Source organism: Paenirhodobacter sp., from assembly GCF_047600745.1.
Taxonomy (GTDB): Bacteria; Pseudomonadota; Alphaproteobacteria; order Rhodobacterales; family Rhodobacteraceae; genus Rhodobacter.
In genome coordinates this window covers 265,649-278,442 of the sequence record NZ_JASGKI010000001.1, presented here as the reverse complement: position 1 = coordinate 278,442, position 12,794 = coordinate 265,649, and the positions used below count along the sequence as shown (strand labels likewise).

General features: G+C 66.6%; 13 protein-coding genes and 1 tRNA gene. 6 read left to right on the top strand and 8 right to left on the bottom strand.

Annotated features, from left to right (window positions below; genetic code table 11):
- Positions 1-3: 3 nt before the first annotated feature.
- The 3 genes from QM789_RS01475 to QM789_RS01465 form a co-directional block, all read right to left on the bottom strand.
- Positions 4-79, bottom strand: a tRNA-Trp gene (locus QM789_RS01475).
- Positions 80-313: 234 nt separating this feature from the next.
- Positions 314-874 carry an acetolactate synthase small subunit gene (gene ilvN / locus QM789_RS01470; protein WP_420350207.1) on the bottom strand — a complete coding sequence of 187 codons (561 nt, stop codon included), beginning with the start codon at positions 872-874 and terminating at the stop codon, positions 314-316.
- A 10-nt stretch (positions 875-884) separates the two neighbouring features.
- Positions 885-2,630, bottom strand: coding sequence for an acetolactate synthase 3 large subunit (locus QM789_RS01465; protein WP_420350206.1), 1,746 nt, complete (start codon positions 2,628-2,630; stop codon positions 885-887).
- Positions 2,631-3,089: 459 nt separating this feature from the next.
- On the opposite strand from QM789_RS01465, the gene QM789_RS01460 reads away from it, so the two are divergent.
- Together QM789_RS01460 and QM789_RS01455 are read left to right on the top strand one after the other, a co-directional pair.
- Positions 3,090-3,656, top strand: a complete 567-nt coding sequence (locus QM789_RS01460; RefSeq protein WP_420350205.1) for a TRAP transporter small permease subunit — start codon at positions 3,090-3,092, stop codon at positions 3,654-3,656.
- Positions 3,656-5,368 (top strand): TRAP transporter large permease, encoded by a 1,713-nt coding sequence (locus QM789_RS01455; RefSeq protein WP_420350204.1) that lies wholly within the window; start codon positions 3,656-3,658, stop codon positions 5,366-5,368. Before QM789_RS01460 ends, QM789_RS01455 begins: the two co-directional genes overlap by 1 nt.
- A 33-nt stretch (positions 5,369-5,401) precedes the next feature.
- Here QM789_RS01455 and QM789_RS01450 read toward each other — a convergent pair whose 3' ends face one another.
- Positions 5,402-6,109, bottom strand: a complete 708-nt coding sequence (locus QM789_RS01450) for a DUF599 domain-containing protein (protein WP_420350203.1) — start codon at positions 6,107-6,109, stop codon at positions 5,402-5,404.
- 226 nt (positions 6,110-6,335) lie between these two features.
- On the opposite strand from QM789_RS01450, the gene QM789_RS01445 reads away from it, so the two are divergent.
- Positions 6,336-6,785, top strand: coding sequence for an Hsp20 family protein (locus QM789_RS01445; RefSeq protein WP_420350202.1), 450 nt, complete (start codon positions 6,336-6,338; stop codon positions 6,783-6,785).
- A 102-nt stretch (positions 6,786-6,887) separates the two neighbouring features.
- Here QM789_RS01445 and modC read toward each other — a convergent pair whose 3' ends face one another.
- The 4 genes from modC to QM789_RS01425 all read right to left on the bottom strand — a co-directional run bounded on the left by modC (position 6,888) and on the right by QM789_RS01425 (position 9,829).
- Entirely contained in the window at positions 6,888-7,970 is a 1,083-nt protein-coding gene (modC, locus tag QM789_RS01440; protein WP_420350201.1) for a molybdenum ABC transporter ATP-binding protein, read from the bottom strand.
- Positions 7,967-8,662, bottom strand: a complete 696-nt coding sequence (gene modB / locus QM789_RS01435) for a molybdate ABC transporter permease subunit (RefSeq protein WP_420350200.1) — start codon at positions 8,660-8,662, stop codon at positions 7,967-7,969. Before modB ends, modC begins: the two co-directional genes overlap by 4 nt.
- The gene (gene modA / locus QM789_RS01430) at positions 8,663-9,406 is read right to left on the bottom strand and encodes a molybdate ABC transporter substrate-binding protein (protein WP_420350199.1); all 744 of its coding nucleotides are present in this window, start codon (positions 9,404-9,406) and stop codon (positions 8,663-8,665) included.
- Between the two features lie 63 nt (positions 9,407-9,469).
- Positions 9,470-9,829 (bottom strand): winged helix-turn-helix domain-containing protein, encoded by a 360-nt coding sequence (locus QM789_RS01425; RefSeq protein ID WP_420350198.1) that lies wholly within the window; start codon positions 9,827-9,829, stop codon positions 9,470-9,472.
- A 107-nt stretch (positions 9,830-9,936) separates the two neighbouring features.
- Here QM789_RS01425 and QM789_RS01420 point away from each other — a divergent pair, with 107 nt between their 5' ends.
- From QM789_RS01420 to QM789_RS01410, 3 genes are read left to right on the top strand one after another with little or no spacing between them, the layout of a single operon-like run.
- Positions 9,937-11,133 (top strand): MFS transporter, encoded by a 1,197-nt coding sequence (locus QM789_RS01420; RefSeq protein WP_420350197.1) that lies wholly within the window; start codon positions 9,937-9,939, stop codon positions 11,131-11,133.
- A 9-nt stretch (positions 11,134-11,142) separates the two neighbouring features.
- Complete coding sequence (locus tag QM789_RS01415) at positions 11,143-12,162, top strand: glycosyltransferase family 4 protein (RefSeq protein ID WP_420350196.1); 1,020 nt, start codon at positions 11,143-11,145, stop codon at positions 12,160-12,162.
- Entirely contained in the window at positions 12,159-12,776 is a 618-nt protein-coding gene (locus QM789_RS01410; RefSeq protein WP_420350195.1) for a glycosyltransferase family 29 protein, read from the top strand. Before QM789_RS01415 ends, QM789_RS01410 begins: the two co-directional genes overlap by 4 nt.
- The last annotated feature ends 18 nt before the right edge of the window (positions 12,777-12,794 follow it).

Below are 12,794 nucleotides of genomic sequence, written 5' to 3'. Positions count from 1 at the left end.
ATCTGGCAGGGGCAGTAGGACTCGAACCTACGACCCTCGGTTTTGGAGACCGATGCTCTACCAACTGAGCTATACCCCTAGGCCACGGCCTCATTAGGGTTTTCAACTTCTGCCGTCAAGCGGGGAATGCGGCTTCGTCCGAAGGAAGGTGCCCGCGTTTGATGGGGTCAGGCGTGACCTGAGCCGGGCAGGGGAAAGGAGCCTCGCCGTGACCGGAGTGCCGGCATGGCCGTCGGGAACGTAGCTGCCGCCCTGCGTTTCCAATCCGGATCAAGGGGTTGCCCGCCGCGCGGATGCGGGCGGGCCTCCTGTTTCAGACGCCGCGGGGCAGGGCAGCGACGCCGGTGCGGGCCACATCGCACAGGCCGAGCGGGCGCATCAGTTCGGCGAAGGCGTCGATCTTCTCCGGCGCCCCGGTGATCTCGAACACGAAGCTCTCCAGCGTCGAATCGACGACATTGGCGCGGAAGATGTCGGCCAGCCGCAGCGCCTCGACGCGCTTGTCCCCGGTGCCCTTGACCTTGAACAGCGCGAGCTCGCGTTCCACCGGCGTGCATTCCACGGTCAGGTCGATGACCTCATGCACCGGCACGATCCGGCCCAGTTGCGCCTTGATCTGGTCGATCACCGCCTCGGTGCCGCGCGTCACGATGGTGATGCGCGAGCGGTGCCCCTTGTGGTCCACCTCGGCCACAGTGAGGCTGTCGATGTTGTAGCCCCGGCCGGAGAACAGGCCGATCACCCGCGCCAGCACGCCGGATTCGTTGTCCACCAGCACCGTCAGCGTATGCGAGCGCTCCACCTCGGGGTGGTGGTCGCGCAGGTCATAGGCGGAGTGCGAGGTCGCGCCAATCTTGATGTTCAGAGCGGACATGTCTTCCTCCTCAGACCAGCACGGCGCCGGATTTGAACGCCTCGGCATCGGCCGAGAGCAGCATCTCGTTATGCGGCTTGCCCGAGGGGATCATCGGGAAGCAGTTCTCGTGCTTTTCGACCAGACAGTCGAACAGCACCGGGCCGGGGTGGTCGATCATTTCCATGATCGCATCGTCCAGATCCTTCGGATCGTGACAGACGATGCCCTTCCAGCCGAACGCCTCGGCCAGCTTGACGAAATCGGGCAGGGCCTCGGACCAGCTTTGCGAATAGCGCTCGCCATGCAGCAGTTGCTGCCACTGCCGCACCATGCCCAGCCGCTCGTTGTTCAGGATGAACTGCTTCACCGGCACGCGGAACTGTGCGGCAGTGCCCATTTCCTGCATGTTCATCAGCCAGGATGCCTCGCCCGCGACGTTGATCACCAGCGCCTCGGGATGGGCGATCTGCACCCCGATCGAGGCCGGGAACCCATAGCCCATCGTGCCCAGCCCGCCCGAGGTCATCCAGCGGTTCGGCGCGTCGAAATGCAGGTATTGCGCGGCCCACATCTGATGCTGGCCGACTTCGGTGGTGATGTAGCGGTCGCGGCCCTTGGTCAGTTCCTCCAGCCGTTGCAGCGCATATTGCGGCTTGATCGTCTTTTCCGACCCGGAATAGGCGAGGCAGTTGACCTTCTTCCAGCCGTCGATCTGCGCCCACCATTTCGCCAGCGCCTCGCGGTTGACCTTGCGCCCGCGCGCCTTCCAGATCTTCAGCGCATCTTCCAGCACATGGCCCACATCGCCCAGGATCGGCAGGTCGACGCGGATGATCTTGTTGATCGAGGAGGCGTCGATATCGACATGCACCTTGGTCGAGCCCGGCGAGAAATCCGCGATCCGCCCGGTGATCCGGTCGTCGAACCGGGCGCCGAGATTGATCATCAGGTCGCAGCCGTGCATCGCCAGATTGGCCTCATAGAGCCCGTGCATCCCCAGCATGCCCAGCCAGTTCTTGCCCGACGCCGGATAGGCACCCAGCCCCATCAGCGTCGAGGTGATCGGGAAGCCCGTCGCCTCCACCAGTTCGCGCAGCAGCAGCGACGCCCCGGGGCCGGAGTTGATCACCCCGCCGCCGGTGTAGAACACCGGGCGCTCGGCGGTTTCCATCAGTTCGACCAGCTTGGTGATTGCCTCGACGTCGCCCTTCACCTTCGGCTGGTAATGGCTGACCTTCGCGGTCTTCGGCCCGGTATAGGTGCCGGTCGCGAATTGCACATCCTTCGGCAGGTCGATCAGCACCGGGCCGGGGCGGCCCGAGGTGGCGACATGGAACGCCTGATGGATCGTTTCCGACAGCTTGTCGGTGTCCTTCACCAGCCAGTTGTGCTTCGTGCAGGGGCGGGTGATGCCGACGGTATCCGCCTCCTGAAAGCCGTCGGTGCCGATCATGAAGGTCGGCACCTGGCCCGAGAATACCACCAGCGGGATCGAATCCAGCAGCGCGTCCGTCAGCCCGGTCACCGCATTGGTCGCGCCCGGCCCCGAGGTCACCAGCACCACCCCCGGCTTGCCGGTCGAGCGCGCATAGCCTTCCGCCATATGCACCGCGGCCTGTTCGTGGCGCACGAGGATGTGGCGGATGTCGTTTTGCTGGAAGATCTCGTCATAGATCGGCAGCACCGCGCCGCCCGGATAGCCGAAGATCGTATCGACCCCGTGATCCTTCAGCGCCTGTATCACCATCCGCGCGCCGGTCATCTGCCGTTGCATCCGTCTCTCCATTCCCTTGCCCGCTGTCCGGGCGTCCGAAACCGCAACAAAAAGCCCCCGCTGTCGGGCGGGGGCGCATGGGAACCATCATGGTCAAACCGTCACCGGCCCATGCGCCAAACCTCTACGATGACGATAAGCGAAAGCATCGCTGGTCCCTTTCCTTGCGTTGGTCCGGACATTATGGGCGGCGAAAACGGGCGTCAACGCCAAAAATGAAAATAAAGTGTCCGTGAGTCGCGAAAAACGGATCGAAAATTACGCCGCACCGGGATCCCGGGATAATTTAACGAAATTTGGGCGGTTTTGCCGCAGGCGCGGGCCGGTTCGGGCCCGGAATCGGCCAGAACCGTCAGCGAAACTGACCCAGAAGCCCTATTTTCTTGACGTTTCGGGCAATAGCCGCCAAGGAGCGCGCACCGCCCGACAGGGCATCACATTTCAATGGGAGGAAGACTGATGGGCGCCCTGCTTGCCCTCTCACGTCTGATCGACCGCATCAACGAGACCATCGGCAAGGCGGTGTCCTGGCTGATCCTGATCGCCATTCTGGTGGCGGCGGGCAATGCGCTGGTGCGGAAGATCCTGAACACATCGTCGAATGCCTGGCTCGAACTGCAATGGTATCTGTTCGGGGCGGCCTTCCTGCTCGCCGCCGCCTATACGCTGAAGCAGAACGAACACATCCGGATCGACATCATGTATGGCGCGCTGAGCCGCCGCAAACAGCACTGGATCGACCTGTTCGGCCATGTCTTCTTCCTGATGCCGATGGTCTGCCTGATGATCTGGCTGCTGGTGCCCTATGCGCTGACGTCGTTCCGTTCGGGCGAGTTGTCGAACAATTCGGGCGGGTTGCTGCTGTGGCCGGCGAAGGCGCTGCTGCTGGCGGGCTTCGTGCTGCTGTTCTTCCAGGGCATTTCCGAAATCATCAAGAAGATCGCGGTGATGATGGGCCTGATCGAGGATCCGTTCCCGCCGACCGAAAGCCATGAGATGGACCTGACCGAAGAGGAGAAGCGCTGATGCTGGAACTCATCGCGCAGAACATGGCGCCGATCATGTTTGCCTCGCTGATCATCTTCCTGATCCTGGGCTATCCGGTGGCCTTCGCGCTGGCCGCGAACGGGTTGCTGTTCTTCTTCGTGGGCGTGGAGCTCGCGCCGCTTTCGGGCGGGTCGATCAACCTGAGCTGGCCCTTGCTCACGGCGATGCCGGATCGGGTCTGGGGGGTGATGTCGAATGACACGATGCTTGCCATCCCCTTCTTCACCTTCATGGGCATCGTGCTGGAGAAATCCGGCATGGCCGAGGATCTGCTTGATACCATCGGGCAGTTGTTCGGGCCGATCCGGGGCGGTCTTGCCTATGCGGTGATCATCGTGGGCGCGCTGCTCGCCGCCACCACCGGCGTCGTCGCGGCTTCGGTCATCGCCATGGGTCTGATCTCGCTGCCGATCATGATGCGCTACGGCTATGACCGGGCGCTGTCTGCGGGGGTGATTGCGGCTTCGGGCACGCTGGCGCAGATCATTCCGCCCTCGCTGGTGCTGATCGTTCTGGCCGACCAGTTGGGCCGTTCGGTGGGCGACATGTATGCGGGCGCGATGATCCCGGCGCTGGTGCTGACCGCGGCCTATGCGGTCTACATCCTGATCATGTCGATCGTGAAGCCGAAGTCGATGCCCGCGCTGCCGCTTGAGGCGCGCACGCTCGGGTCGGGCGTGACCTCGCTCCTCGTCACCATCGCGCTCAGTGTAGGCGTGTTCTTCCTGGCCGAGAACCTGATCGACAAGAACCACGGCAAGGATTCGCAGATGCTGGCGTTCTGCGCTGCGGTGATCTTCTCCTATGTGTTGGCGCTGCTCGACAAATCCATGAAGATCAACCTGATGTCGCGGCTGGCGCAACAGGTGGTGATCGTGCTGATCCCGCCGCTGGCGCTGGTGTTCCTGGTGCTCGGCACGATCTTCCTCGGCATCGCCACGCCGACCGAAGGCGGCGCGATGGGCGCGGTGGGCTCGGTGATCCTGTCGGCGGTGAAGGGGCGGCTGAACTTCGCCGTGGTGCGCGATGCGCTGGCGGCGACGACGCGGCTCTCGGCCTTCGTGATGTTCATCCTGATCGGGGCGCGGTTCTTCTCGCTCACCTTCTACGGTGTGAACGGGCATCTGTGGGTGGAGCATCTGCTGACCTCGCTGCCGGGGGGCGAGACGGGCTTTCTGATCGTGGTGTCGCTGCTGGTGTTCTTCCTGGCCTTCTTCCTCGATTACTTCGAGCTGGCCTTCATCATCGTGCCGCTGCTGGCGCCCGCCGCCGAAAGCCTGGGCATCGACCTGATCTGGTTCGGGGTGATCCTCGGGGTGATGATGCAGACCTCGTTCATGCACCCGCCCTTCGGTTTCGCGCTGTTCTTCCTGCGCTCGGTCGCGCCGAAGGTGCCCTATATCGACAAGGTGACCGGCAAGAAGATGGCGCCGGTCAAGACCTCGGAGATCTACTGGGGTGCGGTGCCCTTCCTGGTGATCCAGCTTCTGATGGTGGTCGCGGTCATCGCCTTCCCCTCGATGGTGATGCACTACAAGGGCAAGCCGGTCGATACCTCGAATATCCAGATGAAGCTGCCCGACATGCCGAGCCTGGGCGGTGGTCTGGGTGCGCCGGGGGGAATGGGCCTGCCGCCGCTGGGTGGGTTGCCGCCCCTGGGCACACCGCCCACGCCGGCCCCGGCGAACTGATGACGAACGGCGGCCCAAGGGCCGCCGTTTCCTTTACTGCGGCGGGTTTTCCAGAAGCGCGCGGCGGGAACTGGAGCCAAATTCCCGGCGCCACAGCACCCCGAGCGTGAACAGCGTCGCCCCGAACATCGCCAGCGGGCCGAGCAGCCAAGCCAGCGTCGCCAGCGCGAAATAGACCGAGCGCAGACCCCGGTTGAAGCTCTTCGCGGCATTGATGTTCACCCGGGCGGCCTGTTCGGCGCGGGGATAGGCCAGCGGATCCGCCGGATCGTTCGGCACCGCGGCCATGGCGATCGCGGCATAGCTGAACAGCCGGTGCGACCAGACGAATTTCAGGAAGGCATTGGCGCCGAACAGCACCGCCGTCAGGATCCGCGTCTCCCACAGCAGCCGCGGGCCGGAGGCGAGGGCGAATTCCTGCGCGAGGGAGGTGATCTGTTCCGGATTGCCGATCAGCGCGAGGCCGCCGCCGATCGCGATCAGCGCGGTGGAGGCGAAGAAGGTGGTGGATTGCCGCAGCCCGTCGATCATCGCACCGTCGAACAGCCGGGGCATGCGGGTGACGAACTGGCGCATCCATTCGCGCCGGTACCCCTCCATCAGCTTGCCCATCGAGGGGCGGTGCGGCGGCGGATGTTCGGTCAGCCAGCCGATCCAGAGCCAGGAGCCGACAAGAAAGACGAGGGCGGCGAAATCTGCGAGGGCCAGCGGCCCGACGTGGAACGATGTGAGGAGGTTCATGATAACGGCTTGTTGAGGGGCGGTCAGGATAGCCGGGCCGGGGATGCGGCGCCAGAGCCGGTTTCGGGGTCTTGAAAGCGGCCAGTCTTGAAAGGGAGCAGTCTTGAAAGCGGGGCGGGGGCTTCCCAGATTCAGGCCACGGGGTGCCATGACGGGCCCCGCCGATCAACCGCCCGGCCCCTTTGGGGAGGGCACAGCGGACATCGCTCAAGAGAGGATGCTACTCATGCGCAGTTTTGATTTTTCGCCGCTTTATCGCGCCACCGTCGGGTTTGACCGTGTGGCGGATCTGATGGATCGTGTCGTGGCCGCCGATGTGGCGCAGCCGACCTATCCGCCCTACAATATCGAAAAGCTCGGGGAGGATGCCTATCGCATCTCGATCGCCGTTGCCGGGTTCGGCTCGGATGAGCTGAACGTCGAGGTGAAGGAGGGGGCGCTCGTCATTTCCGGCCGCAAGACCGAGGAAGCGGGCGAGAAGACCTATCTGCACCGGGGCATCGCCACCCGCGCCTTTGAGCGCCGCTTCGCGCTGGCCGACCATATGAAGGTGACGGGGGCGTCGCATCGGGACGGGATGCTGAACATCGACCTGGTGCGGGAGGTTCCCGAGGCGCTGAAGCCGCGCCGGATCGAGATCGCGGGCAGCCGGGCCGTGGAGCATATCGAGGCCTGAGGGCCGGGGGCGCGGGGGGGGGGTCCCGCGCCTTTTTCCGTTCGGGGGCTCCGCGTGGCATGGCTGCGCCCGGTCGGGCGGTTGCCACCGCGGACCCCGGGTTCAGGCCCGGCCCAGATCGGCCGCGCTGACGGCGACGGATTTCAGGATGGCATGGCAGGCGATGCCGGGGGCGAGGCCGAGGGCCGCGACCGAGCGTTGTGTGATCCGGGCGAGGAGCATCTGTTCGCCGATCCGGATCTGCACGAAGGCGCGGTCGTTTTCGGCTTCGATGCGCTGGACGGTGCCGGTGAGGATGTTCAGCGCCGAGAGCCCTTCGGGCCGGTTGCGCGACAGGATCACGTCCGAGGCATGGATCCGCAGCCGCAGCGCCATGCCGGGGGTCCGGGGCGCATCGGTCAGCCAGATCGGCCCGCCTGCGGTGTCGAGCCGGACCAGCCCGTCGGGATCCGTTCCGGCGACGCGGGCCGCGAGCGTGGTCCCGGCATCCGGCCCGCCGAGTTGCGGCGCGAGCGAAGGGTCCGAGAGCATCTGTTCCGCCGGGCCCGCTGCCCGGACGCCGCCCCGTTCCAGCAGCACGATGGTCGAGGCGAGGCGGGCCACTTCGCTCAGCGTATGGCTGACGTAAAGGACCGGCAGCCCGGCATCGCGCAGGCTTTCGAGGAAGGGCAGGATTTCCTCGCGCCGGGGGGTGTCCAGCGCAGCCAGCGGTTCGTCCATCAACAACAAGCGGGGCTTTGAGAGCAGCGCCCGGCCGATCGACACCCGTGCCTTTTCGCCGCCCGAGAGCGCGCCGGGGCGGCGGTCGAGCAGGGCGCCGATGCCCAGCATGTCGACGACCGCCCCGAACTCCGGCCCCGTTGCATCGCGCGGGGCGAAGCGGGCGCCGTAGAGGAGATTCGCGCGCACCGTGAGATGCGGGAACAGGCGCGGTTCCTGAAACACATAGCCCGCGCGGCGGCGGGGTGGCGGCAGGTTGATGCCCCTCGCGGTGTCGAGAAGGGTATGATCGTTGACCGCGATATGGGCCTCGCGCGGGGTGAAGAGGCCCGCGACCGCGTTGATCACCGTCGTCTTCCCGGCGCCAGAGGCCCCGAACAGCGCGGTCACGCCGGGGGGCGCGGTAAAGGTGATATCCACCGCGAAACTGCCGAAATCGTGGCGCAGCGACACGTCCAGCATCACGCCCCTCCGATCCGCTTCGCCACCCGGCGCGCGACGAATTCCGAGGCGATCAGCGCGCCGACGGCGACGGTGACCGATACCCCGGCAAGGCGGGCGGCCTGGAGTTCGGCCCCCGGCACCTGAAGGAAGGAATAGATCGCGGAGGGCAGGGTCTGCGTCCGGCCCGGGATGTTCGACACGAAGGTGATCGTGGCACCGAATTCGCCCATCGCCTTGGCGAAGGCGAGGATCATCCCCGCGATGATGCCGGGCGCGATCAGCGGCAGCGTCACCGTCAGGAACACCCACAGCCGCCCGGCGCCGAGCGTGGAGGCCGCCTGTTCCAGCTTGGGATCCACCGCCTCGATCGCCAGGCGGATCGCGCGCACCATCAGCGGGAAGCTCATGATGGCCGCCGCGAGCGCCGCGCCCGTCCATTGGAACGCGAAGGTGAAGCCGAACAGCCGGTCGAGCCATGCGCCCACCAGCCCCTTGCGTCCGAAGGTCAGCAGCAGGGCATAGCCGGTAACCACGGGCGGCAGGATCAGCGGCAGATGCACCAGCGCGTTCAGCAGCCACAGCCCCGGCATCCGCGACCGCGCCAGCACCAGTGCCACCCAGACGCCCAGCGGCAGAGAGGCCCCCACCGCGATGGTGGAGACCTTCAACGACAGCAGCAGCGCCGTCCATTCATCGGGGCTGAGGATCTGCACTTACTTCTTCAGAACGGCGAAGCCCTGTTTTTCCAGCGCGCTCACCGCCTTGGGCGTGGTCAGATAGTCGTAGAACTTCTGCGCATCGGCGGCATCGGGGCCGGCCTTGAGCAGGGCCACCGGATAGGTGATCGCGGGATAGCTGTCCGCCGGGAAGGTCGCGACGACATGGACCTTCGGCTCGGCGGCGGCGTCGGTTTTATAGACGATGCCATAGGAGGCTTCGCCAGAGGCCACCAGCGCCAGCGCGGCGCGCACGTTCTGCGCCTGCGCGACGGTGGGTTCGATCTTGTCCCACAGGCCCAGATGGGTCAGCGCGGCCTTGCCATATTGCCCGGCGGGCACCGAATCCAGCAGGCCCATTGCAATATGCCCGTCGCCGATCTTCGCGGGCAGGTCGGGCAGGTCGACCGCCGCGTCCTTGTCCGAGATCAGCACCAGCGTATTGCCCAGCAGGTCCACCCGCGTGCCGGGCAGGACGTAGCCGCCCGCCTCGACCTTATCCATCCAGTCGGTCGCGGCCGAGATGAACATGTCCGCCGGGGCATCCGCCAGGATCTGCTTTGCCAGCGCGCCGGAACCGTCATAGGAAATCAGCGGTTTCACCCCGGTTTCCGCCGTGAAATCCGTGGCGATTTCGTCCAGCGCGGTCTTCAGCGAGGCCGCCGCGAAGATCACCGGATCGGCGAGAACGGGCTGGGCGAGGGCGAGCATCAGCCCGAGGGACAGGGGTGCGAGACGCATGGGAAAGCTCCGGATCCTTATGTTCGGGCGAACATAACCAGCCCGGCGCCGTCGCGGCAAGTGTTATTTCCCGCCAGATATATCGGGGCGCAGCCGAGCCGCGATCGCGTCGATTTCCGTCGCACCGTCGCGCAGCAGCCGGGCGGTCAGCGCGCGATAATCCGCCAGCACCGCTTCGCCCGCCGGGGTCAGGTGCGCGCCACCGCCATGCGCGCCGCCGCGCGTGCTGTCCACCAGCGGTTCGGCAAAGGCGGCGTTCATTTCCTCGACCAGACTCCAGGCGCGTTTGTAGCTCATCCCCATTTTCCGCGCGGCGGCGGAGATCGACCCTTCTCCCGCCACGTTTTCAAGCAGATCGGCCTTGCCGGGGCCAAAGGCCAGGTCGCCGAAATACAGGCGCAGCGTCATCCGGGTCAGGGTCATGTCGGTCTCCTTCACACCATCCTGACCTGTCTTCGGCGCGGGGGCAAGGTGGCCCCTTGCGCCTTTGCGCCCGAACGGGCAGCTTGGCCCGGCAGGGGAGGGAAGCCATGCGCCTGACGATCGTGTTCCTGCTGGCGGCCTATGTGCTGAGCCAGTTCTACCGGGTTTTCCTGGCCGTGCTGACCCCGGTTCTGGGGCAGGCGCTCGGCATGACGCCTGAGCAGCTCGCGCTGGCACTGGGGCTGTGGTTCGCGGCCTTCGCGGCGATGCAGATCCCGGTGGGCAATGCGCTCGACCGGCACGGGCCGCGCCGGACCACGGCGCTGCTCCTGGGCCTTGGCGGGGCCGGGGGCGCGGCGGCCTTTGCGCTGGCGCAGGGGCCGGGGGGTGTCTATCTGGCGATGGCGCTTCTGGGCTTTGGCTGTTCACCGGTGCTGATGGCGGGCTATTACGTCGTCGCGCATGCGTTCCGGCCGCAGATGTTCTCGATCCTCGCGGCGGCGCTTTTGGGGGGCGGCAGCCTGGGCAACATCCTCGGCGCGGCGCCGATGGCGGCGGCGGTCGAGGCCTGGGGCTGGCGCGCGGCGATGTGGGGGCTGATGGCGGTGACGGTGGTGATCGCCGTGGGCCTGTGGATCTTTGCCCGCGATCCGGAGCGCGCGCCCGTCCCGGCGGGGCCGAAGGGGAAGGGGCGGCTGGTCGATGTGCTGCGCAACCCGGCCTTTCTGCTGATCCTGCCGATCGCCTTCACCGGACAGGCGGCGTCCTCGGGCATCCGCGGCGCCTGGGCGGGGCTCTGGGCGGATCAGGTGCATGGCGCGGACAGCCTGACGATCGGCCATATCACTTTGGCGATGAGCCTCGCGATGGTGGTGGGCACTTTCGCCTATGGCCCGGCGGATCGGGTTCTGGGCAGCCACAAGCGCGTGGTGCTGTGGGGCAACATCTGCCTGTGCATCGCGCTGGCCTGTCTGGTGGCGGCGCCCGCGATGTCGGTCCTGTGGGGGGCGGTGGCGCTCTCGGCGGTGGGGGCCTTCGGCAGTTCCTATCCGGTGATCCTGGCGCATGGCCGGGGCTATTTCGCGCCGCATATGATCGGGCGGGGGATGACGGTGCTGAACCTGATGTCGATCGGCGGGGTGGCGGCGGCACAGTTCGGCTCCGCGCCGCTGTTCCGCGCGGTATCGGCGGGGGGCGATCCGGTCTTCGCCTATCGGATGCTGTTCCTGTTCTTCCTGCTGCCGGTGGTGGTTTCGCTGGTTTTCTACCTGTTCTCGGCAGACAAGCCCGCCGCGGAGAGCTAAACCGAACCCATGGATCAGATCGACGTCATCGCCCCGAACCTGAAACGCCGCCTGTCGGGCGTCACCGCCACCATCGTCCGGCTGGTGCCGGTGCAGGCGCGGATGATCGGCATCGTCACCACCGGGCCGGGCCTGCCCGACAGCCTGCCGCATGTGGCGCTGTGGCGGCTGCGGTTTCTGCCGCGGCGCAGGCGGGTGTGGCACGCGCGGCGCAATACGGAGATGCTGCTGGGGCTGGTGCTGCGGGCGACGGGGATGGACCTGCGGCTGCTGTTCACCTCGGCCAGCCAGCGCCGCCACACCGGCTATACGAAATGGCTGATTTCGAAGATGGACGATGTGGTGGCGACCTCGGCCAGGACGGCGGGCTATCTGGAACGGCCCGCGCATGTGATCCACCACGGCATTGATACCGAGGGGTTTTCGCCGCCCACGGACCGCGCCGCGTTGCGCGCGCGGCTGGGGCTTCCGGATGGGGTTCTGGTCGGCTGCTATGGCCGGATCCGGGCGCAGAAGGGCACGGATGCCTTTGTCGATGCGATGATTTCGCTTTTGCCCACGCGCCCCGGGGTCACTGCGCTGGTGATGGGCCGCGCGACGGAGGGGCAGGGGGAATTCCTGTCGGGCCTGAAGGCGAAGGTGGCGCAGGCGGGCCTGTCCGAGCGGATCCTGTTCCCGCCCGAGGTCACCGTGGACCGGATGGCGGACTGGTATCGGGTGCTCGATCTTTATGTGGCGCCGCAACGGTGGGAGGGCTTCGGCCTGACGCCGCTGGAAGCGATGGCCTGCGGCGTGCCGGTGGTGGCGACGCGGGTCGGCGCGTTCGAGGAAATCGTGACACCGGAAACCGGCGCGCTGGTCGATCCGGGCGATATTCCGGCGCTGGCGGCGGCCTGCGTGCCGTTTCTGGATGATGCTGGCCTGCGGGCCGGGGCGGCGCAGGCGGCGCGGGCGCGGGTGCTGGCACAGTTCCGGATCGAGGACGAAGCCGCCGCGCTGGTGCGGATCTATCGCGGGCTTCTGGCGTGACCCGGCTCGGGTTCCTGATCGCCCGGACCCTGCGGCAGGAGGCGCCGCTCGCCGCGCTGTCGGTGCCGCAGGCGGAGCTTCTGGCGGGGATGAAGGGCAAACGGGTCGCGCTGGTCGGCAATGCCCGGTCGCTGGCCGGAACCGCGCATGGGGCGGAAATCGACGCGCATGACGTGGTGGTACGGATCAACCGCGCGCCGATGCCTTCGCCCGAAAGCCACGGGCGGCGGACGGATTGGCTCGCGCTCGCGGTGCGGCTGGGGGCGGAGGACCGGGCGCGGCTGCATCCGGGCCGCATCCTGTGGATGAGCCACAAGCGCAAGCGGCTGGATTGGGCCACCGCGACCAGCCCCGGTTTCTACCTGCACCCGCAGGCCGATTACGCCGCGCTGAAGGCCCGGATCGGCGCGCCACCCACCACCGGCGCGATGCTGATCGACCTGATCGCGCGGTCCGAAATGGCGGGGCTGACGCTGTTCGGGTTCGACTTCTTCGCCTCGCTCTCGCTCTCGGGCAGCCGCACGGCGCAGCAGGTGCCGCATGATTTCAGCGCCGAGGCAGACTGGGTTTCCGGGCTGATGGCGCGGGATTCGCGCATCATCCGGGTGATTTGAGCGGAAACCCTTTCCAAC